21 protein-coding genes are annotated in these 20,879 nt (G+C 63.8%); 11 read left to right on the top strand and 10 right to left on the bottom strand.

The window, feature by feature from the left end; translation table 11 throughout:
• From OO12_RS03915 to OO12_RS03905, 3 genes are all read left to right on the top strand, one after another.
• Positions 1-1,553 (top strand): DHA2 family efflux MFS transporter permease subunit (locus OO12_RS03915; protein WP_034157347.1); only part of this gene is annotated, 1,553 nt, incomplete at its 5' end.
• Between the two features lie 22 nt (positions 1,554-1,575).
• Entirely contained in the window at positions 1,576-1,914 is a 339-nt protein-coding gene (locus OO12_RS03910) for a hypothetical protein (protein ID WP_160296732.1), read from the top strand.
• Between the two features lie 80 nt (positions 1,915-1,994).
• Positions 1,995-4,871, top strand: a complete 2,877-nt coding sequence (locus OO12_RS03905) for a M16 family metallopeptidase (protein WP_052215520.1) — start codon at positions 1,995-1,997, stop codon at positions 4,869-4,871.
• A gap of 268 nt (positions 4,872-5,139) precedes the next feature.
• On the opposite strand, the gene OO12_RS03900 is transcribed toward OO12_RS03905, so the two are convergent.
• Together OO12_RS03900 and OO12_RS03895 are read right to left on the bottom strand one after the other, a co-directional pair.
• Positions 5,140-6,834, bottom strand: coding sequence for an MFS transporter (locus tag OO12_RS03900; protein WP_034157335.1), 1,695 nt, complete (start codon positions 6,832-6,834; stop codon positions 5,140-5,142).
• Positions 6,831-8,156 carry a M20/M25/M40 family metallo-hydrolase gene (locus OO12_RS03895; protein ID WP_034157334.1) on the bottom strand — a complete coding sequence of 442 codons (1,326 nt, stop codon included), beginning with the start codon at positions 8,154-8,156 and terminating at the stop codon, positions 6,831-6,833. Before OO12_RS03895 ends, OO12_RS03900 begins: the two co-directional genes overlap by 4 nt.
• Positions 8,157-8,232: 76 nt before the next feature.
• Between OO12_RS03895 and OO12_RS03890 the strand changes: the two genes are divergently transcribed.
• From OO12_RS03890 to OO12_RS03875, 4 genes are all read left to right on the top strand, one after another.
• A complete protein-coding gene (locus OO12_RS03890; protein WP_034157333.1) occupies positions 8,233-8,994 on the top strand; it encodes an NUDIX hydrolase in 762 nt (253 codons plus the stop codon).
• Positions 8,995-9,054: 60 nt separating this feature from the next.
• Complete coding sequence (locus OO12_RS03885; protein WP_034157332.1) at positions 9,055-9,783, top strand: extensin-like domain-containing protein; 729 nt, start codon at positions 9,055-9,057, stop codon at positions 9,781-9,783.
• A 100-nt stretch (positions 9,784-9,883) separates the two neighbouring features.
• Positions 9,884-10,522, top strand: a complete 639-nt coding sequence (locus tag OO12_RS03880) for a DUF2975 domain-containing protein (protein WP_034157331.1) — start codon at positions 9,884-9,886, stop codon at positions 10,520-10,522.
• The gene (locus tag OO12_RS03875) at positions 10,522-10,728 is read left to right on the top strand and encodes a helix-turn-helix domain-containing protein (RefSeq protein ID WP_034157330.1); all 207 of its coding nucleotides are present in this window, start codon (positions 10,522-10,524) and stop codon (positions 10,726-10,728) included. The genes OO12_RS03880 and OO12_RS03875 overlap by 1 nt, the downstream gene beginning before the upstream one ends.
• A 43-nt stretch (positions 10,729-10,771) precedes the next feature.
• On the opposite strand, the gene OO12_RS03870 is transcribed toward OO12_RS03875, so the two are convergent.
• From OO12_RS03870 to OO12_RS03855, 4 genes are all read right to left on the bottom strand, one after another.
• A complete protein-coding gene (locus OO12_RS03870) occupies positions 10,772-11,323 on the bottom strand; it encodes a hypothetical protein (protein WP_034157329.1) in 552 nt (183 codons plus the stop codon).
• Between the two features lie 224 nt (positions 11,324-11,547).
• Positions 11,548-11,871: a hypothetical protein gene (locus tag OO12_RS03865; RefSeq protein WP_034157328.1), complete on the bottom strand. Its 324-nt coding sequence runs from the start codon at positions 11,869-11,871 to the stop codon at positions 11,548-11,550.
• 37 nt (positions 11,872-11,908) lie between these two features.
• Complete coding sequence (locus OO12_RS03860; protein WP_034157327.1) at positions 11,909-12,715, bottom strand: transglutaminase-like domain-containing protein; 807 nt, start codon at positions 12,713-12,715, stop codon at positions 11,909-11,911.
• A gap of 171 nt (positions 12,716-12,886) precedes the next feature.
• Entirely contained in the window at positions 12,887-13,621 is a 735-nt protein-coding gene (locus OO12_RS03855; protein ID WP_034157326.1) for a Bax inhibitor-1/YccA family protein, read from the bottom strand.
• 119 nt (positions 13,622-13,740) lie between these two features.
• On the opposite strand from OO12_RS03855, the gene thpR reads away from it, so the two are divergent.
• On the top strand, positions 13,741-14,283 hold the full coding sequence (thpR, locus tag OO12_RS03850; protein WP_034157325.1) for an RNA 2',3'-cyclic phosphodiesterase: 543 nt from the start codon (positions 13,741-13,743) through the stop codon (positions 14,281-14,283).
• Between the two features lie 40 nt (positions 14,284-14,323).
• Here the strand turns inward: thpR and OO12_RS03845 are convergent, their stop codons facing one another.
• The 4 genes from OO12_RS03845 to OO12_RS03830 all read right to left on the bottom strand — a co-directional run bounded on the left by OO12_RS03845 (position 14,324) and on the right by OO12_RS03830 (position 16,472).
• Positions 14,324-15,103 (bottom strand): hypothetical protein, encoded by a 780-nt coding sequence (locus OO12_RS03845; protein WP_152616262.1) that lies wholly within the window; start codon positions 15,101-15,103, stop codon positions 14,324-14,326.
• The gene (locus OO12_RS03840; protein WP_034157323.1) at positions 15,103-15,345 is read right to left on the bottom strand and encodes a helix-turn-helix domain-containing protein; all 243 of its coding nucleotides are present in this window, start codon (positions 15,343-15,345) and stop codon (positions 15,103-15,105) included. The genes OO12_RS03845 and OO12_RS03840 overlap by 1 nt, the downstream gene beginning before the upstream one ends.
• 4 nt (positions 15,346-15,349) lie before the next feature.
• Positions 15,350-15,850, bottom strand: coding sequence for a DUF2975 domain-containing protein (locus OO12_RS03835; protein WP_034157322.1), 501 nt, complete (start codon positions 15,848-15,850; stop codon positions 15,350-15,352).
• Positions 15,851-15,929: 79 nt separating this feature from the next.
• On the bottom strand, positions 15,930-16,472 hold the full coding sequence (locus OO12_RS03830; RefSeq protein ID WP_034157321.1) for a superoxide dismutase family protein: 543 nt from the start codon (positions 16,470-16,472) through the stop codon (positions 15,930-15,932).
• 269 nt (positions 16,473-16,741) lie between these two features.
• Here OO12_RS03830 and acnA point away from each other — a divergent pair, with 269 nt between their 5' ends.
• Genes acnA through OO12_RS03815 form a run of 3 tightly spaced genes read left to right on the top strand, consistent with a single transcriptional unit; the run spans position 16,742 to position 20,861 of the window.
• Complete coding sequence (gene acnA, locus OO12_RS03825) at positions 16,742-19,414, top strand: aconitate hydratase AcnA (RefSeq protein WP_034157320.1); 2,673 nt, start codon at positions 16,742-16,744, stop codon at positions 19,412-19,414.
• Positions 19,411-19,707, top strand: a complete 297-nt coding sequence (locus OO12_RS03820) for a CBU_0592 family membrane protein (protein WP_052215519.1) — start codon at positions 19,411-19,413, stop codon at positions 19,705-19,707. Before acnA ends, OO12_RS03820 begins: the two co-directional genes overlap by 4 nt.
• Positions 19,704-20,861: an isovaleryl-CoA dehydrogenase gene (locus OO12_RS03815; protein ID WP_034157319.1), complete on the top strand. Its 1,158-nt coding sequence runs from the start codon at positions 19,704-19,706 to the stop codon at positions 20,859-20,861. The genes OO12_RS03820 and OO12_RS03815 overlap by 4 nt, the downstream gene beginning before the upstream one ends.
• Positions 20,862-20,879: the final 18 nt, after the last annotated feature.

Genomic DNA, 20,879 nt, shown 5'->3' with positions numbered 1-20,879 from the left:
CCCCTGCCCCGCCCGCCATCAACCCGATGGCCCTGCCCGACCGGATCAAGTTCCTGATCTTCGGCGTGATGGCATTCGGGCAGTTCATGGCGCTGATCGATATCCAGATCGTCGCCTCGTCGCTGAACGAAGTGCGCGCTGGACTGTCGGCCAGCGCCGACGAGATCAGCTGGGTGCAGACCGCCTATCTGATGGCCGAGCTGGTGATGATCCCATTCGCCGCCTTTCTGGCCCAGTCGATGTCGACGCGCTGGCTGTTCGCATTGTCGGCCGGGCTGTTCACGCTGGCGAGCGCGCTCTGCGGCCTGGCGTGGAGCATCGAATCGATGATCGCGTTCCGCGCACTGCAGGGGTTCGTCGGCGGGGCGATGGTGCCGACGGTGTTCGCGACCGGCTTTGCGATGTTCGAGGGCAAGCAGCGCGCGATGATCCCGGCGATCCTCGGCATGGTCTCGGTGCTTGCCCCGACGCTCGGGCCGACGCTGGGTGGGTGGATCACCGATGCGTTCGGCTGGCGCTGGGTGTTCTATATTAACATCGTGCCAGGCACATTGGTGTGCCTGCTCGCGATCGCCTTTATCCGGGTCGATCGCGCCAATCCGTCAATGCTCAAGCGGATCGACTGGGTCCATCTCGCGGCGATGGCGGTGTTTCTTGGCGGGCTCGAATATGTGCTGGAGGAAGGGCCACGCAATGACTGGTTCGAGGACAGCGCAATCGCCACCGGTGCGTGGTTTTCCTTCGTCGCCTTCCTGTTGTTTCTCGAACGATCGCTCCGCTCCCCCAGCCCGATCGTCAACCTGTCGCCCTTCCGCCGCCCGACCTTCATCTTCGCCTGTGTGTTCAACCTGGTGATCGGCTTCGGCCTGTACTCGGCGACCTATCTCGTGCCGCTCTTCCTCGGCCAGGTGCGCGGCTATAACGCGTCGGAGATCGGCACGACGGTGTTCATTGCCGGCGTGGTGCAGATGCTCGGTGTGCCGATCGCCGCAGGCCTGTCGCAACGCGTCGACCCGCGCATCGTCATCACCTTCGGGCTCAGCCTGTTCGCGCTCGGCTTGTGGCTCTTCTCCTATATGACGCCCGAATGGGGCTTTGCCGCCTTGTTCTGGCCGCAAGCCGTGCGCAGTTTCGCGATCATGCTGTGCATCGTGCCGAGCGTGAACCTGGCGCTGACCGGGTTTGCCGGACCTGAACTTCGCTACGCCTCGGGCCTGTTCAACCTGATGCGCAACCTAGGGGGCGCGATCGGCATCGCGCTGGTCAACACCTGGCTGCAGGACGGTGCACGGCTGCATATGCTGCGCATGTCCGAGACGCTCGGCTCGATCGGCGACGGCGCCGCGACGATGATCGCCCGGCTTGCCGCCCGCTTCAGCCAGACCACGCCCGACCCCGACCGTGCGTTGCTGATGGCGAAAGCGACGCTTGGCCATGTCGTCGGCGGGGAGGCGCTGACACTCGCGTTCAATGACGTGTTCCGCATCATGGCCTGGCTGTTCATCGCGGCGCTGGTGCTGGTGCCGTTTTGCCGCCCGGCGAAACAGGGATAGCGGTCGAAATCGCCGCGAACCGGTGGCAGGATGTCCCTCGGAGAATGAAGAGGCACGGCCGATGCAGGACAGCTTCCAGTTGCGGCGACAAGCGGATGGCCTTGTCTATTCATTCGCCCGACGCGCCGGCCTCGGGACCGCCGCAGTCTATGAACGCAGCGACAAGATGGTGGAGATTATTCACGATCCCCGTTTCGGCTGGTCCAGCTGGACCAGCGACGGATCCCTGAGCGGACGCGCCTGGGATATTCCGCCGATGGACCAGCCCGATTTCCCGCCCGAGGGTATCTGGGTCAGCAGAAAGGGTGCGAAGTCCCATGTGTATGAATTGGTCTATGCTGCGGACCCGGCTCATCCCTGAGTGAATCGCGACAATCATGCGATCGCTTTCCCACTGTCAAAACATCGCAGTCGCGATAGGTTGCGGCAACGGAGGCCGGCATGACGAGAAGCGGATTTCTGACGATCGCATCGGCGGGCGCCATCGCCCTGTGCACGGGGAGCGGCGCGGTCGCGGGCGAACAACCGGCATCGACACCCGCGGCAGATGCCGTCCCGCTCCTGCCGGTCACGACCTTCACGCTGCCCAATGGCCTCCGCGTCATCTTCCATATCGATCGCTCGGACCCGGTCGCTTCGGTCGCCCTTGCCGCGCATGTGGGCTCAGCGCGCGAGACCGCGGGGCGCACCGGCTTTGCGCATATGTTCGAGCATCTGTTCTTCCTCAATTCGGAGAATCTCGGTCGCGGCGGGCTCGACAAGCTGAGCGCACGCGTCGGCGGATCGGGTGCCAATGGCAACACCAGTACCGACGTGACGATCTACCTCCAGGAAGTACCCAATGACGCGCTGGAGAAGATGATCTGGGCCGAAGCGGACAAGCTCGGTTATTTCATCAAGACGGTGACCGATCCGGTGCTCGCCAAGGAAAAGGAAGTCGTCAAGAACGAGAAACGGCAGACCACCGACAACCGCCCATACGGTCATGCCGCGGAAATCATCCTCGCGGCGCTGTATCCGGCCGATCACCCCTATAGCTGGGAGGTGATCGGTTCGATGGCCGATCTCAACGCGGCGACGCTGAAGGATGTGCAGGGCTTTTACCATCGCTGGTACGTGCCGAACAACGCGACGCTGGTGATCGCCGGCGATTTCGAGCCGGCGCAGGCGCGTAACTGGATCGAGAAATATTTCGGCGAAATTCCGCGCGGTGCCGATGTCCCCCGCGCCGCACCACGTCCCGCCATGCTGAAGGCGACCAAGTCGCTGATGTATGAGGACAGCTTCGCCAAGCTGCCACGCCTGACGCTCACCTGGCCGACTGTCGCGGTGACCAATACGGATGCGGCAGCGATCGGGGTGTTGTTCGACTTGCTGGTCGATGGCCGCGATTCACCGATGACCCGGACATTGGTCGACGAGTTGAAGCTGACCGACGAGGTTTCCGGTGGACAGGATGAAGGCGAGATCGCCAGCACCGGCCAGATCGACGTGCGCGCATTCGACGGTGTTGCCCTGGATCGTGTCCAGGCGGGCATTGATGCCGGTTTCAAACGGTTCGACAAGGACGGTATCGATCCGGCCGCACTGGCCAGGGTCAAGACGGCGCAGGAAGCAGCGTTCTATGCCGCGCTGCAAACCGTCGAGGGCAAAGCCGAGGCGATCGCACGCGCCGAAGCGGCGAGCGGGCAAATCGACTTTGTCGACCGCAGGATCGCGCAGTTGCGCGCGGTGACTGCGGACGATGTGCTGCGCGTCTATCGCCGCTACATCTCCGCGCAGCCGCATATCGCGCTGAGCATCGTGCCCAAGGGACAAGCCAGGCTTGCCTTGGCCAAGGCGACGCCGCAGTTGATCGCCGAGGAAAAGATCGTGCAAGGCGCCGAACAGGCAGTCGACCAGACCGCCGGCGGCGAACCGGCCTATGCCCGCACGCCGTCAAAGATCGATCGCACGATCGAACCGCCGTTCGGCCCCGAACCCAAGGTCAGGGCGCCGGCAATCTGGCACGCCATACTAGCCAACGGACTGGCGGCCAGCGGTGTGGTCGATACCGAATTACCGGTCGCGCAATTCGCCCTGTCGCTCGATGGCGGACAATTGCGCGACGATCCTGCCCGGCCAGGTGCGGCGAACCTGTTCGCGCAACTGATGACGCGCGGGACCGCCAAGCGTACGCCCGCCGAATTGGAAAACGCGCTCAAGACACTCGGCGCGAAGGTCGCCGCCAATGCGAAGGCCGAGCGGATCATCGTGTCGGGCACGACGCTGGCGCGTAATTTCGCGCCGACCATGGCGCTGATCCGCGAAATGCTGCTCGAGCCGCGCTGGGACCAGGCGGAGCTCGCGCTGGTCAAGGATGCCGTGGTCGCGGAAATCGCCGACAACAGCGCGGAGCCACGCGCGCTGGCCCATCGCGTGATGGACAAGGTGACCTATGGTCCCGACCATATCCTGTCGCGCGACATTCTCGGCACCGAAGCATCGGTGACCGCACTGACGATGCGCGACCTGCAGGACTATGCGGCGAAACTGGCCCCGGCGAATGCCCGCTTCCGGGTTGCGGGCGCGGTCGATCAGGCAATTGTCTCGGCCGCGCTTGCACCGCTTGCCACCGGCTGGACGGCCAGACCGACACCGGTACCGGCTTATCCGGTGCCGGCACCGCCGACCCGGCCCGCATTGTATTTCTACGATATCCCCGATGCGAAACAGTCGGCCCTGTTGTTCGGTGCGCCGTCGCTGCGCCGCGCCGATCCGGATTATTTCCCCGCCATGGCGGCGAATTTCATTCTGGGCGGCGGCGGCTTCGCCTCACGGCTGACGCAGGAAGTACGCGAGGGCAACGGCTATACCTATGGTGTGCGCTCGGCCTTTGCCGGGTACGGGCAAGGCGGCATGTTCCAGATCTACAGCCCAGTGCGCGCCAATGTCACGCTGGAGGCTGCCGCGCTGATCAACAAGATCGTCGCCGACTATCCCGCGACTTTCACCGCCGCCGACCTGACCGTGACGCGGAATTACCTGATCAAGAGCCGCGCGATCCAGTTCGAGGCGCTGTCGGACAAGCTCGATATGCTCGCGGTGATCGGCGATTATGGCCTGCCCGACGATTATCCGGCGCGCGAAGGCAAGATGCTCGACGAGATGACACGCGACAGCGTGCGCGCGATCGCCGCGAAATATATCCAGCCCGGTCACATGACTTATGTCGTGGTTGGCGACGCGAAAACGCAAATGGCGCGGTTGGATGCGCTGGGGCTGGGCAAACCGATTGCGGCCAATGTCTTGCTGGCGACCGCCGCTGGAGCAAAATGACGTCAGATCGCGTCCGTCAGGCGACCAGCGCACCAGATAGCCGAAACTCTTGCGTAATGCCTCAAACGGCGGGAATTCGTACGGCGGCTCCTGTTCGACGAAGCAGTGCCTACGCCGGCGCGATACGCCGCGGGCAGGACTCGCTTCCAGTCGGCCACGCCCGATCCGCCTTCGGTGAAATCCTGGCGCAAGTCGAAATTCGGCCTGGTGGTGCCCGATGCGTAAGCCCAGCCGCAATCTGGGACACCGGATTGCCGCATATCAATCGTCAGTCGATGCTGCGCCTGAAGGTTTCGGGCAACAGGAACAGCCCCAGGATCACGGTCAGGGCAGCGACCACGATCGGATACCACAAACCGTAATAGATATCCCCGGTGGCCGCGACCATCGCGAACGCCGTGGTCGGCAGGAAACCGCCGAACCAGCCATTGCCGATATGATAGGGCAGCGACATCGATGTGTAGCGGATATTGGTCGGGAACAGTTCGACCAGCAACGCCGCGATCGGGCCGTAAACGGCGGTCACCAGCAGCACGAGGACGAACAGGATCGCGACGACCAGCGGCTTGTCGATCCGGGCGGGATCGGCCTTGGCCGGATAGCCGGCGGCATTCAGCCGGGCCTTCAGCTCACCCTGGAACGCGGCGATCGCGGCCTTGCGCGCTTCGGGCGCCAAGCCCGCCGGATCCGGCATTGACAGGGTCGCGCCGCCGATTGCGATCACTGTCTGGCGGTTAAGCGTCGGTGCGCCGGGCAAACCAGCATCCGAGCCCCTGGCGGCGGCATAGGGAATGCCGGCCTTGGCGAGATAGGATTTGGCGACGTCGCAGCTCGACGCATCGAAGCGGTTCCGGCCGATCGGGTCGAACTGAAACGAGCACGCGTCGTTATAGGAGGTCAACGTCACGGGCGCGCTGGCCTGTGCCGCCGCCAGCGCCGGATTGGCGGCATTGGTCAGCGCGTGGAACAGCGGAAAATAGGTCAGCGCGGCAAGCGCGCAACCGGCGAGGATAATCGGCTTGCGCCCGATCTTGTCCGACAGCCAGCCGAAGATCAGGAAGAACGGCGTGCCCAGCGCGAGCGCGATGGCGATCAGGATATTGGCGGTCGCACCATCGACCTTGAGCATTTTTTCCAGGAAAAACAACGCATAGAACTGGCCGGTATACCAGACCACCGCCTGCCCGGCGACCGCGCCGACCAGCGCGATGATGACGATGCGCAAATTGCCCCATTTCGCAAAGGCATCGGTCAGCGGCGCCTTCGATCCCTTGCCCTCGGCCTTCATCTTCAGGAACACCGGGCTTTCTTCGAGTTGCAGCCGGATCCACAACGATACGCCGAGCAGCACGATCGAGATGATGAACGGCCAGCGCCAGCCCCAGTCGGCGAATGCGACCTCACCGACCGCGGTGCGGATCCCGATCACCACCAGCAACGCCGCGAACAGGCCAAGCGTCGCGGTCGTCTGGATGAAGCTGGTGTACAGTCCACGCCGATGGTTCGGCGCATGTTCCGCGACATAGGTCGCCGCACCGCCATATTCGCCGCCCAGCGCCAGGCCCTGCAGCAAGCGCAGCAGCACGAGGATGATCGGCGCGGCGACGCCGATCGTGTCATAACTGGGCAACCAGCCGACCAGGAAGGTCGACAGGCCCATGATGCCCATGGTGACCAGGAAGGTGTTCTTGCGCCCGACCAGATCGCCGATCCGCCCGAACAGCAACGCCCCGAACGGCCGCACCGCGAAACCCGCCGCGAACGCCGCCAGCGCGAAGATGAACCCGGTCGTCTCGTTCACGCCGGAGAAGAATTGCTTGGTGATGATCGTCGCGAGCAAGCCGTAGAGGTAAAAGTCGTACCATTCGAACACCGTGCCCAGCGACGATGCGGCAATGACCAGCTTCTCGCTCTGGGTCGCCTTATGGTGCTGCGGCAAGTCGGCGCTGGCGTCAGCGGTCATTTCGCTGACGAGAGCCGCGTCATCAGGATCGCGGCGCGCTTGGCCTGGCGGCGGATGCTGTCGAGATTGACCGTCTCGCCCGGCGCATGATCGCCCCGGCTGGTGGTGCCGAGCCCGACCAGTCCGTCGACATCGCTCGCCACGAACGAAATGTCGCCGGCGCCGCGCTTCAACGGGTCGAGCGCAGCCATCGGTTCGAGCCCCATATCCCTGTTCACCACATTCAGCGCATCGAGCAGCGCCTTGTTGCCCGGCGTCGGCGCCATGGCCGGATAGCTGCCGGGATCGAAGCTGATTTTCGCATCGGTGCCCGGCGCATGCGCGGCGACGATCGCCTGCATCTTGGCGCGCACCCGATCGGTCTGCTCGGGCGACAAGGTGCGGAAATCGCCCCGCGCCACCGCCGTCTGGGGAATGATGTTGCCCTTGCCCGCCGCCGTCGCGCGCACCGCATCGGCATCGAGCGCGGCGCTCGACCCGCCGGCGATGATACCGGTGTTGAACGTCAGATTGGGCTCGGGCAATTCCTTGCGGAACGCGGCCAGGATGCGCGTCAACTCATTGACCGCGCCATCGCCATATTCGCTGGAGAAAATGAGCGAGGAATGGCCGGTCTTGCCGGTGGTCGTGATCGTCCAGCTGTTGGATGACCGCCGCGCGATCGACCCCATATCCTTGCCGCCCTCGGTCGCCAGCCCTTCGAAATCGAGCGCGACATCGGCGCGCCTGCCCGCTGCGATCAGGTCGGCTCGCGCCACCTCGATCGGATCGCCGGCATCCTCCTCGTCGCCCGACAACATGATTTCGATATCGGCGTCCTTGAGCGTCCCCGCCGCCTGCATCGCGCGCAATGCGGCAAGCATCACGACCATCCCGCCCTTGTCGTCGCCCGCGCCCGGCCCCTCGGCTTCCTCTCCCTTGCGGGTGAATTTCTGGAACGGCGAATCCTTTTCGAACACGGTGTCGAGATGGCCGATCAGCAGCAGCTTCTTCGCACCCGCCCGGCCTTTCTTGGTGGCGATCAGATGTCCGGCGCGGTTCGCCGCCGCCTGCGGCTTCCATTCGACCGTGAAGCCCAACGGTTCGAGTTCCGCGCGCATCATCTTGCCGACCAGGTCGACCCCGGCGAAGTTCATCGTGCCGCTATTCTGGTCAACCAGCTTTTGCAGCAAGGCGACCGAGCGTTCATATTCGGCATCAACCGTCTTCGTCATGCGCGTCTCGACCGGGCTGAGCCTGGCATTGGCGACGGTGGGAACAAGGGCGAAACTGAGAGCGATCGGGGCAACGCCGATCAGCGCGCGAAGTGCGATATGATTCATGCCGGAAAGACTAGCGGGTTTCGCGCGCCTGCCAAGGGAACTATCGCCCTCGCTCGCTCGATACTACACCCTGCCCATGACCGAAGAATTTCCCAACGCGATCCCCGCCGCCACGCTGGTGCTGTTCCGTGACATGCCCGACGGACCGCCCGAATTGCTGATGGTCGAGCGTGCCAAGGCAATGGTGTTCGCCGGGGGCGCCCTGGTCTTTCCGGGTGGTCGGATCGACCCCGGCGACCATACACTCGCGACGATCCTCGGCGGCGATTCGGAGGATATGGCCGCCCGTATCGCTGCGATCCGCGAGACGGTCGAGGAAGTGGCGATGCCAATCGGGCTCACCCCGATGCCGACACCCGACACGCTGGCGGCGTTGCGCGCCGCGCTGCATGGCGGCACCTCGTTCGGCGAAGCGCTGGCCGATGCCGACCTGTCGCTCGATCCGTCATCGCTCATTCCCTATGCGCGCTGGCTGCCGCGACATGCGCATATGCGGATTTTCGACACGCGTTTCTATCTCGCGCGCCTGCCCGCCGACGCGCCGCTGCCGCAAGTCGACGCGACCGAGAATGTCCGCCTGCTCTGGGCTACCGCGCAGCAAGTGCTCGACGATGCCGATGCGGGGCATGTGCGCATCATCTTCCCGACGCGCCGCAATCTCGAACGGCTCGCACAGTATCGCAGCTTTGCCGATGCGGTCGACGATGCGATCCGGCATCCGATCAAGACCGTCACGCCCTGGATCGAGGAACGCGACGGGCAGGAGTATCTCTGCATCCCGTCCGACATCGGCTATCCGGTAGCCTCGGAAACCATCACGAGCGCTATGCGTGGCTAAGTTGGGCGTGGCTAAGTTGGGCGTGGCTAATTTAGACGCGGCTGAGATCGGGCGCGGCTGATGACCGGCGTGCGTCGCATTGCGGCGGTGGCGGTTATCGCCGCGATCGCGCTGACTGCGATCCTCGCCTTGTTCGCGGCGGTGCGTGGGCGACCGCAGGACCTGCCCTGGACCCCGCTTGACCTGGGCCAGCCGACCGGCCTGTTCACCGGGCGCAAGCTCGCCGGGCTGACGCGGGATTTCCCCAGATGCCGCGCCCTGCTCGACAAAGCGGGGGTGAACTACACATTGATGCCCGTCGTGCATGCCGGACGCTGCGGCTATGCCGATGGCGTCCGCTTCGCCCCCGGTGGCGCGCGGCGCACCGCCTATGCACCGGCGACGACTGGAACATCCTGTCCGGTGGCCGCCGCCCTGTCGGTATGGGAATGGAATGTCGTTCAGCCCGCCGCGCGGCGCTATTTCGGGCAGCGCGTGGCCAGCATCAACCATCTCGGGAGCTATAATTGCCGCAATATCTATAACCGTCCAACTGGGCCGCTGAGCGAGCATGCCACGGCGGACGCGATCGATATCGCCGGCTTCACGCTGGAGGACGGGACGAAGGTCACCATCCTCGGCGATTGGGCGGACACCGGCGACAAGGGCACGTTCCTGCGCAGCGTGCGCAACGGCGCGTGCGGGCTGTTCTCGACCACGTTGTCGCCGGAGTACAACGCAGCGCACCGCGACCATCTGCACCTCGACCAGGCGGAGCGCGGCGCGATGAGTTGGCGCACGTGTCGGTAGCGTAGAACATATTATATTTATCGTTTTACGATAATTTATTGTTGCAAAACACTTTCGGTGCGCCTATCTGAGCGGCATTCAACAGAATGGGAATGCCGTCATGTCCATCCGTGTACTCGTCTGGCTTCTGCAAGCGACGCAGATCCTGATCGGGATCGCCGCGACCATCACGATCATCGCATTCGTCGCCCATGCCGCGCAGGGGGGACCGTTCACCGCCAACTGGCCGGTGGCCGGCGGCGCGGGCGCGAACCTGCCGCTCGCCGGCAATGTCGGGTCGATCGTGATCGATCATGGCCGGGTCGAGCTTGCCTCGCACGACTGGTACCCGGAATTTGCGCAGATGCTTTTCGTTATGCTGTTCGCATGGGGCGCGAACTACGCGATCATCAATCTGAAGCACGTCCTGCGCCGCATCGCCGCCGGCATGCCGTTCGATCCCTCGACCATCCGCAGTTTGCGCTGGATCGGGCTGTTGGCGATCGCCTGGGCAGGATTCGACTTGCTGAACGCGCTGGTCGTCGAGCCGCTGATCCTGGCGACCGCAATACCGGCCAACCCGGCGATATCGCTCGGATCAAGCTTGTCGCGTTCCGGCAATCATTTGCCCGTGAACGTCTTCCGGCTTGAATATGCTCTCGATTATATGAAGGTCGCCGCCGGGCTTGTCGCGCTGGCGCTGGCCCGGGCCTTTGCGATCGGGCGGGGACTCAGCGAAGATTCGGAAAGCATCGTGTAATGCCGATCATCGTCACGCTCGATGTCATGATGGCCCGCCGCAAGATGCCGCTCAATGTCCTGGCGGAACGCGTCGGCATTTCGATCACCAATTTGTCGCTGCTCAAGACCGGCAAGGTGAAGGGCGTGCGCTTCGCCACACTGGAAGGGATCTGCACCGAGCTCGATTGTCAGCCCGGCGACATCATGGAGTTCCGCGCGGATTGATGCCGTCCAACGCCCGTCCCGATCGGGGCGGGCGTTACGCGGATCAGTGGGGCAGCGCCGCCATATCGACCTTCTCGACCCAATTGGGGAAGAAGGCCGGCGCCCGGTTCGACCAGCCCGACGCCGTTGCCGCCGCCTCGCTGATCGACTGCAGCAATTTACGCCGCAAATCGGGATGGAGATGCGGCAGCGCCGCCGCGGAACAGAATGCCGCCGGGAGCCACGGCCGCACATCAGCGCTGATCAGCCGCTCATACAGGAAGCGATAGGCCGAAAAGGTCGTCAGCCGCCCCTGCCCCAGATCGAATGCCGTGACGGTCATCAACGGCGCGAGGAAGGGTTCGACCGCGTCGAGACCGCTATCGTCGGGCACCATCGCGCGAATATCGGGGAGCCGCTCGTAAAGCCGCGCCTGCGCCCGGATGCTCGCCGCCTCGACCACGTCGCGCGACCAGCGCACCATCGCATCGTCACGATCGAGACCGATGTCGAGCGAGCGCCGCACATAACGCTGCGTCGCCGCACTGAACCCGGCAAATTCCTTCATTTCAGCCAAAGTCATTGCGCCATTGGCTGGTTTCATCCTCGAAGCCATGTCGTCACCCCGCCCGCATTGTTGGACCGGAGCGGATCATGCGCCAAGATGGTTAACGCCATGCTTAACACCGTGTCGTCCGGCGTTAAGCATGGAATCATAGTTCTTGTTGCGACGCAACAAAGGTTGCGACGAACGACATGCAGCGATCAAAAAGCTCGCCAGGTGCGACAGTTACGCAACATTTTTCCCGTGCTGCTCCCGCTTGTGCAGGGAGCGCCGGGTCATTTCCGGTCAGCCTGGATTTTCTCTTCGGCCTTCGCATCAAAGCCTGACGAGGCCGGCGGCGTCACATTATGCACTGGCTGCGTCGAGGCCGGCGGGTCGGATGCGTCCATCGACTCGTCCAGCGCGGCATCGAGTCGCGCATCCTCATTCTCCGGATCCTTTTCCAGCCGCTTCATGATCGATTCGTCCTGCCCGGCATTCTGGCGCGGGTGATGGATCTGATCATTTTCGTGCGGCTCCGACTCCGCCTCCGGGTCGGGCGCCGCGATCGACAGGCTGTCGAGCGCCTTCGGGTCGATCGTCTTGCTGTCCTCGGTCATGGCCAATCCTCTCTCGGCTGTTCCGGGAGTAGAACGATCAGTCAGCGTCCCCGTTCCGTACCGCATCGTCCAGCCGAGTGACTTTCACGACCTGTCTATACATCGTCGCGGTGCCGAAGACGGTCATAAAGGCGATATCGGTCGCGTCGCGCCCCACCGCCACGCGCGCGATTTCGCCACATTCCGCCATGCCGGTCGCATCGATCAGATGCCAGCCACCCGCAAGCCACACTTCGGCGACAGCATGGAAATCGGGTGGGTCGACGCCGGGAGCATAAGCCGACACACAACGCGCCGGAATGCCGCCGGCGCGCGCCAGCGAGACCAGCAGATGCGCATAATCGCGGCACACCCCGCGCCGGTCGGCGAAGGTCATCATCGCGGTGGTCACGCCGCTGCTCGATCCCGACGCATATGTCAGATGCTCTCGCACCCAGGCACCGAGCGCCGCGGCGAGCGCCCCACCCTCCAACCCAGCGAACTCACTGTGCACAAAGCCCTCGAAATGGTCGGATTCGCAATAACGGCTGGGCAACAGATAGGGGACCGCCTCCGCCGGCAGGTCAGCCATCGCAGTCGGGGGCAGGGTCGACAGATCGACCTCGGTCCGGTCTATCACCACGATCGCGCGATATTCGGCCTGGAACGAGCCAGAGGCCCGCGCCCAGGTGCGCTGCCCGATCCCCTCCTCGCCCGTCATTGCGCGCAGCGGGTTGTCGCAATAGACGCGCAAATCCTGCTGCTCGAGCCGCTGGTCGGCCATCGCCGCCGCCTCGATCTGCAGCAGCACTTCCGCGCTGTCATCGACGAAATAATCCAGCATGACGTCGATCAAGAGGCGCATTGATGTTCCTGGGGCCGTCACGGTCGGGACGGCAGCGATGGCGTAGATCACGCCCTCATACGGGCTGGACACTCAAGGAAAATGACATCGCTCAATGTTGCGTCCGCGACGCAAAAGAAAAGGCCCGGCAGGTTTCCCCGCCGGGCCCGATTCTCTCATTCCGGACGTGCCTCAGTTCCGGCTGGAGCCGAAGATGCGCAGCAGGAACAGGAACATGTTGATGAAGTCGAGGTACAGGTTCAGCGCCGACATGATCACCACACGACCTTCGTCGGCGGTGCCCGCCACATAAGCGTACATGCTCTTCGTCTTCTGCGTGTCATAGGCGGTGAGGCCAGCGAAGATCAGCACGCCAACGATGCTGATGATCAGCGCCATCACCGTCGACTGGAAGAAGAAGTTCAGGATCATCGCGACGATCAGCCCGACCAGGCCCATGATCAGGAAGGTTCCGAACGCCGACAGATCGCGCTTGGTGGTGTAGCCGTACAGCGACAGGCCCGCGAAACCGGCGGCCGTGGCGAAGAAGGCCTGAGCGATCGAGGTCTCGGTGTAGCGCAGGAAGATGGTCGAGAGCGACAGGCCCATCGCGATCGCGAAGCCCCAGAACATCGCCTGCAATGTGGCGAACGACATCCGGCCCTGGCCGAAGCTCATGCCGAACACGAACGCCAGCGGCGCGAACATGATGACGTATTTCAGGATGCCGGGGTTGAGGAATACCGCCTCGGCATAACCGGCCGATGCGAACAGCATCGCGACGACGCCGGTGAGCAGGATGCCCGAGCCCATGTAATTATAGACGGACAGCATATAGGCGCGGAGACCCGCGTCGTACGCTTCCGTACGCGCACCCGCCGTCGCGAAGGGCGCGGCGTTCGGCTGGGGGTCAGACCAATTAGCCATGTCGAATAAACTCCTGATGCCCGGCATGATGCCGGATACACTGAATATCGCCGCTCCGGCCCCGTTTTTCAAGCAAAAGCGGTTGGCGTTCGCCCTGTGACAGGCGCTAAAGCCACTCAATGCATCGATTGTTCGTCGCTCTCCGCCCGCCTCTCCCGATCCGCGACGCCATGGCCGATCTCATGGACGGCGTCCCGGAGGCGCGCTGGCAGGATGACGAACAGCTTCACCTGACCCTGCGCTATATCGGCGAAGTGGATCGCCGCACGGCCGAGGACGTTGCCGATGCGCTCAGCCGCATCCATGCTCCCGCCATCGACGTCCGACTGACCGGCGTCGGCCAGTTCGACCGCAAGGGCCGCACCCATACGCTATGGGCCGGCGTGACGCCGGCCGAACCGCTCGCGGCCCTGCACCAGAAGGTCGACCACGCGCTGATCCGCTTCGGCCTCGCCGCCGAGGAACGCGCCTATCTGCCGCACGTTACCCTCGCGCGCCTGCCCGTTGCGGCCGGCGCCGCACCCGAGATCGGACATTGGCTCGAGGAGCACAGCGCGCTGGCGAGCGAGCCGTTCCGGCTTGAGCATCTGATGCTGTTCGAAAGCCATCTTGGCCCGGGCGGCGCGCGCTATGAGGCAATTGCGCGCTGGCCCTTGTTCTGACGATCCTGGTGCTGGCGCGTATCGATCTGGGGTCCAGACCCTAATCCAATGCGGCGATCGGCCGCGCCTCGCCATCCAGGCCATCGATCGAATATCCCTGGCGCCGGGCGACGCGATAGGCAATCGCGACCGACGACGCGGCAATCAGCACGCCCAGGAACGCCACGAATACGGAATCCACCACCAGCAATATCACGCCGAGCCGCCCCGGCCTGACCATCGCCAGCCCGCCCAGAACATAGTGAACGACCATCGGCGGCAACATGATCACCAGCGTGAAAGCAAATCCCCAGAGGAGATGCCCGATCGACTGACGCAATGCGAAAATCGGCGTCGCCTTGGGGTCACCGATGGCGGCCCCGACGATCCATGGCGTCAGCGCGACCTGCAGCAGCAACCATCCGAACATCGAACCCAATATGATCGTCAAAATGGCGGCCCGGCCCATCCCATCCATCGGCACGCCTTGCAGCGCCTGCATCGCCACTCCCACCACCAGCGTGAGCAGGACGACCAGCGAAAAACGGTGCAGCGCGTCGCGATCCGCCGCGAAGGTACGGGGAACGCTCTCTCCGCTAAAGGCAAAGCGGGCGATCCAGTAGATGACGAATAGAAGCAGGATCGTCTTGACCGCACCGATCGCCATCCGCGCCGGATGGAACTGCACGGCTTTCGCGGCTTCGGGGGATGCAAACATCCCCGTCATCCACTCGGCGACATGCTGCACCCCCTCGACGGCAATGATGGCCAGCGCGATCACCGGTGCAGCCTTCAGAAAACGCCAGGTCAGGCCATAGGTATAGCGGATCGCACGCAGCATCATTCGGCTCCCTCTTCTTGCTCGGACAGGTCGGGGCCGCCCGGGTCGTATCCGATCAGGTCGCCCGGCAAGCAGCCAAGTTCGCGGCACAACGCCTCAAGCGTGGAAAAACGGATCGCCTTTGCCTTGCCGGTCTTCAGGATTGACAGGTTGGCGAGCGTGATATCGACGCGTTCGGCAAGCTCCGTCAGCGTCATTCGCCGCGCATGCAGCAAGTCATCAAGATCGATACGGATCGGCATAACGTCAGACCGTGCCCTGCAGGTCGTCGCGCATCGCTGCGCCTTGCGCGAATACATGCGACAGCACGAAGAGCAGCAGCACGGCAAGCCAGCCGGTCAGCGAGAAATTCCAGCCGAAATATTCATGCGTCGCAGCGCTCAGCGGCACGACGATCAGGCCATAGACCAGGTCGAGAAACTGGATCGCGAGCAAGGCCCAGGCGATATGCCGCAATCGCCGGGCATTGGCCGCGACGAAGGGATCTCCCGCCGCCACCGTTGCCACGATCGCGGCGAGGCGGCGGAAAATGACATGCGCGACACAGGCCACGCCGATCCCGAGCAGCAGGATCGCCCGCATCGACCAAAGCACCAGCGACAGGATATCCGGCCCGAAGCGCCGCGCGATATGCGCAGCCATCATCGGCTCCACCAGGCTGACCAGCAACAGAAGCGCGAAGCCACCCGCGCATAGCCAGTTGAGCAGAAGCAGCAACGGAATCAGCCTGCGGACGAACCTGACCATATCGTTCCTCGATTCTTTATCGAAAAACGATATGCTCCTTATCGAATAACGGCAACACTTTTATGCCAGGCCGCGTCGCTTATGAAGCGCCGAACACGCCACAAGCGATCCGCGCGCCGCTGTTGCCCGACGGATCGGTCATCAGGTCGTCAGCGGCGGCATGGACCATCATCGCCGACCCGTCCGTATCGAGCAGTCCGGCCATGGTCGCGCCGGGTATGGTGATGCCCAGCGTCCCGCGCCCATCGGTCCCGATGATCAGATTGGGCAAATCGCCTTCATGTGGTCCTTGCGGGTTCATCGACCCATGCTTCATGCCGGTCGGATTCCAGTGCCCGCCAGCGCTGGCGAAATCGGGCCCCTCGCACAGGCCAGTGGTATGGACATGGGCGCCATGCGTGCCCGGCGGCATGCCCTTTGCGTCGATGGTGAAGCGCAGTCCGCCTGCGACTTCGCTCGCCGTGACCCGGCCGACATCGACGCCTGCCGCGGTCCGGAGCGTCGCAACCGCATGCGCGCCGCCAGCGACCGGAGTACCGGTTTCCAGCGCCTTGTCCTTTTCCTTGCACGCGCCCAGGGCCAGCATCGCCAGGGCCGTCGTCCCGATCAGAACCATCCGCATGTCCGTGTCTCCGTTTCTGCCCCAGCGGCATTTACCGCCATCCTATCGGGCGAACCCGTCGTCCGGGCAAGGGTTCCTTCGCGTGTCATATTCTCTCCAGCGCATTCGCCGGATCATCATCATGCGCCGCGCCCTTCCCCAACCCGCACCCCCTTGCTAAAGCCCGCCCGACTCTAGGCATCCGCACATGCCGCAAGCGCGCCCGCGCGGGTTTCCCGCCTCCCCGCCGCGCTCCGGTACGCGCACTTAATGGAAGGATACTCCGCCACATGACCGCCATCGGCCAGGACACACTCTCCGCCCGCACCACGCTCGACGTGAACGGCACGTCCTACGACTATTACTCGCTCGCCACCGCGGCGGCGAAATATGGCGACATCTCGCGGCTTCCCTTCTCGATGAAGGTGCTGCTCGAGAACATGCTGCGATTCGAGGACGGCAAGACCGTCACCACCGACGATATCCAGGCAATCATCGACTGGCAGCAGGAGCGCCGCTCCGACCGGGAAATCCAGTACCGCCCGGCGCGCGTGCTGATGCAGGATTTCACCGGTGTGCCCTGCGTGGTCGACCTGGCGGCGATGCGCGACGCGATCACCAAGCTCGGCGGCGACGCGGCGAAGATCAATCCACTGGTGCCCGTCCATCTCGTCATCGATCACTCGGTGATGGTCGACGAATTCGGCACGCCCAAGGCGTTCGAAGACAATGTCGAGCTGGAATATCAGCGTAACAACGAGCGCTATGAATTCCTCAAATGGGGGTCGAAAGCGCTCGATAATTTCAAGGTCGTGCCCCCCGGCACCGGCATCTGCCACCAGGTCAATCTCGAGAATATCGCCCAGGCGATCTGGTCCTCGGTCGCGCCCGACGGCAGCAACATCGCTTATCCCGATACCTGTGTCGGCACCGACAGCCACACGACGATGGTCAATGGCCTCGGCGTACTCGGCTGGGGCGTTGGCGGGATCGAGGCCGAAGCCGCGATGCTCGGCCAGCCGGTATCGATGCTCATCCCCGAAGTGGTCGGCTTCAAGCTGATCGGCGAACTGGCCGAAGGCATCACCGCCACCGATCTGGTGCTGACCGTCACGCAAATGCTCCGCGCCAAGGGCGTGGTCGGTCGCTTCGTCGAATTCTTCGGCCCGGGCCTCGACGCGCTCAGCCTCGCCGACCGTGCGACGATCGCCAATATGGCGCCCGAATATGGCGCGACGTGCGGCTTCTTCCCGGTCGACGACGCGACGCTCGACTATATGCGCCTGACCGGTCGCACCGACGAACAGATTGCCCTGACCGAGGCTTATGCCCGCGCCCAGGGCATGTGGCGCCTCGCCGACATGCCCGACCCGCTCTTCACCGACACGCTCGAACTCGACATGGCCAATGTCGTACCGTCGCTCGCCGGCCCGAAGCGCCCGCAGGACAAGGTCATCCTCACTGAGGTCGACGACACCTTCAACGCCGACCTCGCCAAAGTCTACAACCACGGTTCGGCCAAGCGCGTGCCGGTCGAAGGCCGCGATCACGATATCGGCGACGGCGACGTGGTCATCGCCGCGATCACCAGCTGCACCAACACCTCCAACCCATCGGTGCTGGTCGCCGCCGGCCTGGTCGCGCGCAAGGCCAATGCCTTTGGCCTGAAGCCCAAGCCCTGGGTGAAGACTTCGCTCGCACCGGGGTCGCAGGTCGTCACCGACTATCTCGACAAGGCCGGCCTTACCACTGATCTCAACGCGGTCGGCTTCAACCTGGTCGGCTATGGCTGCACCACCTGTATCGGCAATTCCGGCCCGCTCGCCGCGCCGATCTCGGCCGCGATCAACGAGAATGACATCGTTGCCGCCTCGGTCCTGTCGGGCAATCGCAACTTCGAAGGCCGCGTCTCGCCAGACGTGCGCGCCAATTTCCTGGCGTCCCCGCCGCTGGTCGTCGCCTATGCGCTGAAGGGCACGGTGACCGAGGACTTCACCACCACTCCGATCGGCCAGGCGACCGACGGCACCGACGTCTATCTCAAGGACATCTGGCCCTCGAACGCCGAAGTTCGCGCGGTGATGGATGCCAATATCGACCGCAGCATGTTCCAGTCGCGCTACGCCCATGTCTTCACTGGCGATGCGAAGTGGCAGGCGATCGACGTGACTGGCTCCGACACCTATCAGTGGCGCGCCGGGTCGACCTATGTCGCCAACCCGCCCTATTTCGACGGCATGACGATGACCCCGGCCCCGGTGCAGGACATCATCGAGGCGCGGCCGCTCGCCATCCTCGGCGATTCGATCACCACTGACCATATTTCGCCCGCCGGCAGCATCAAGGCGGACTCGCCCGCCGGCACCTATTTGCAGGAACATCAGGTCAGCAAGGCCGACTTCAACAGCTATGGCGCGCGTCGCGGCAACCATGAAGTGATGATGCGCGGCACCTTCGCCAATATCCGCATCAAGAACGAAATGGTCCCCGGGATCGAAGGCGGCATGTCGTCCTACAAGGGCGAAGTCATGCCGATCTATGACGCGGCGATGCGCTTCAAGGCCGACGGCGTGCCGCTCGTGGTTATCGCCGGCAAGGAATATGGCACCGGATCGTCGCGCGACTGGGCGGCCAAGGGCACCAACCTGCTTGGCGTCCGCGCGGTCATCACCGAAAGCTTCGAGCGCATCCACCGCTCCAACCTGGTCGGCATGGGCGTGCTGCCGCTGCAGTTCGCCGAAGGCGTGACGCGCCAGACGCTGAAGCTCGACGGTTCGGAAAGCTTCACCATCATGAAGGTCGCTGAAATCCGCCCACGCCAGGATGTCGAGGTCACCCTGACCCGCGCCGACGGCACGGTCGAAAGCTTCCTGACCCGCTGCCGCATCGATACCGTCAACGAGCTGGAATATTTCCTGCACGGCGGCATCCTGCAGTACGTCCTCAGGAACCTCGCCGCTTGATAATCGCGATCGAGATTGTGGGGTGGACCGGCGCCGTCCTCATTCTCGTCGCCTATCTGATGGTCTCGGCGGGCCGGCTCACCGGCCAGTCCGCCGCGTTCCAATGGATGAATCTGGTCGGTGCGGCCTGTTTCATCGTCAACAGCGGCTGGCACGGCGCGCTGCCCTCCACCGTGTTGAACATATTATGGCTGCTGATCGGCATAGTGACTCTGTGGCGCATCGCCGGATCGGCGCGTAGGACGAAACCTCAACCGACTTCTGCCCAACCGAGTTCTGGAGAGCGACAATGAGCATGACCCTGGATTTCAACCTGGGCGAAAATGCCGACATGATCCGCGACACGACTGAACGGTTCGCGACCGACCGGATCGCACCGCGCGCCGCCGCGATCGATGAAGAGAATAAGTTCGACCGCTCGCTTTGGCCGGAAATGGGCGAACTCGGTCTGCACGGCATTACCGTCGAGGAAGAATGGGGCGGACTTGGCCTTGGCTATCTCGAACATGTCGTCGCAATGGAGGAAGTCAGCCGGGCCTCCGCCTCGATCGGACTCAGCTATGGCGCGCACTCCAATTTGTGCGTCAACCAGATCCGCCGCTGGGGCAACCCGGAGCAAAAGGCGAAATATCTGCCCAAGCTGATCTCGGGCGAACATGTCGGCAGCCTTGCCATGTCCGAAGCCGGATCGGGCTCCGACGTCGTCTCGATGAAGCTCAAGGCGACCCTGCAGGGCAATGACCGTTATCTGCTCAACGGCACCAAATTCTGGATCACCAATTCGACCGAAGCCGACACGCTCGTGGTCTATGCCAAAACCGATGGCGAGGCCGGCCCGCGCGGCATCACCGCCTTCCTGATCGAAAAGGGTATGCCCGGCTTTTCGGTGTCGAAGAAACTCGACAAGATGGGCATGCGCGGCTCCGACACCGCCGAGCTGGTGTTCGAGGATTGCGAAGTTCCGGCCGAGAATGTCATGGGCCCGGTCAATGGCGGTGTCGGCGTGCTGATGTCAGGGCTCGATTATGAGCGCACTGTGCTCTCCGGGGGACCGATCGGCATCATGCAGGCATGCCTCGACGTCGTGCTGCCCTATGTCCGCGAGCGGAAACAGTTCGGCACGCCGATCGGCCAGTTCCAGCTGATGCAGGCCAAGATCGCCGACATGTATGTCGCGCTCAATTCCGCCCGCGCCTATGTCTATGCCGTCGCGCGCGCCTGCGACGCGGGCAAGACGACGCGCTTCGACGCGGCGGGCGCGATCCTGCTCGCCTCCGAAAACGCGGTGAAGACTTCGCTCGAGGCGATCCAGGCGCTGGGCGGCGCCGGCTATACCAAGGAATGGCCAGTCGAACGCTTCCTGCGCGACGCCAAACTCTATGACATCGGCGCCGGCACTAACGAAATCCGCCGCTTCCTGATCGGGCGCGAGCTGATCGGCGCCTGATCGTCGAAACTCGGGCAA

The organism is Sphingomonas sp. ERG5 (assembly GCF_000803065.1).
Taxonomy (GTDB): Bacteria; Pseudomonadota; Alphaproteobacteria; order Sphingomonadales; family Sphingomonadaceae; genus Sphingomonas.
The sequence above is the reverse complement of the archived record's forward strand: the minus strand, read 5'-3'. Positions and strand labels throughout refer to the sequence as shown.

Coding starts and splice junctions, on each gene's coding strand:
- OO12_RS03905 (WP_052215520.1), top strand. CDS start 1,995: ATGACGAGAAGCGGATTTCTGACGATCGCATCGGCGGGCGCCATCGCC.
- OO12_RS03900 (WP_034157335.1), bottom strand. CDS start 6,834: ATGACCGCTGACGCCAGCGCCGACTTGCCGCAGCACCATAAGGCGACC.
- OO12_RS03895 (WP_034157334.1), bottom strand. CDS start 8,156: ATGAATCATATCGCACTTCGCGCGCTGATCGGCGTTGCCCCGATCGCT.
- OO12_RS03890 (WP_034157333.1), top strand. CDS start 8,233: ATGACCGAAGAATTTCCCAACGCGATCCCCGCCGCCACGCTGGTGCTG.
- OO12_RS03885 (WP_034157332.1), top strand. CDS start 9,055: ATGACCGGCGTGCGTCGCATTGCGGCGGTGGCGGTTATCGCCGCGATC.
- OO12_RS03880 (WP_034157331.1), top strand. CDS start 9,884: ATGTCCATCCGTGTACTCGTCTGGCTTCTGCAAGCGACGCAGATCCTG.
- OO12_RS03875 (WP_034157330.1), top strand. CDS start 10,522: ATGCCGATCATCGTCACGCTCGATGTCATGATGGCCCGCCGCAAGATG.
- OO12_RS03870 (WP_034157329.1), bottom strand. CDS start 11,323: ATGGCTTCGAGGATGAAACCAGCCAATGGCGCAATGACTTTGGCTGAA.
- OO12_RS03865 (WP_034157328.1), bottom strand. CDS start 11,871: ATGACCGAGGACAGCAAGACGATCGACCCGAAGGCGCTCGACAGCCTG.
- OO12_RS03860 (WP_034157327.1), bottom strand. CDS start 12,715: ATGCGCCTCTTGATCGACGTCATGCTGGATTATTTCGTCGATGACAGC.
- OO12_RS03855 (WP_034157326.1), bottom strand. CDS start 13,621: ATGGCTAATTGGTCTGACCCCCAGCCGAACGCCGCGCCCTTCGCGACG.
- thpR (WP_034157325.1), top strand. CDS start 13,741: ATGCATCGATTGTTCGTCGCTCTCCGCCCGCCTCTCCCGATCCGCGAC.
- OO12_RS03845 (WP_152616262.1), bottom strand. CDS start 15,103: ATGCTGCGTGCGATCCGCTATACCTATGGCCTGACCTGGCGTTTTCTG.
- OO12_RS03840 (WP_034157323.1), bottom strand. CDS start 15,345: ATGCCGATCCGTATCGATCTTGATGACTTGCTGCATGCGCGGCGAATG.
- OO12_RS03835 (WP_034157322.1), bottom strand. CDS start 15,850: ATGGTCAGGTTCGTCCGCAGGCTGATTCCGTTGCTGCTTCTGCTCAAC.
- OO12_RS03830 (WP_034157321.1), bottom strand. CDS start 16,472: ATGCGGATGGTTCTGATCGGGACGACGGCCCTGGCGATGCTGGCCCTG.
- acnA (WP_034157320.1), top strand. CDS start 16,742: ATGACCGCCATCGGCCAGGACACACTCTCCGCCCGCACCACGCTCGAC.
- OO12_RS03815 (WP_034157319.1), top strand. CDS start 19,704: ATGAGCATGACCCTGGATTTCAACCTGGGCGAAAATGCCGACATGATC.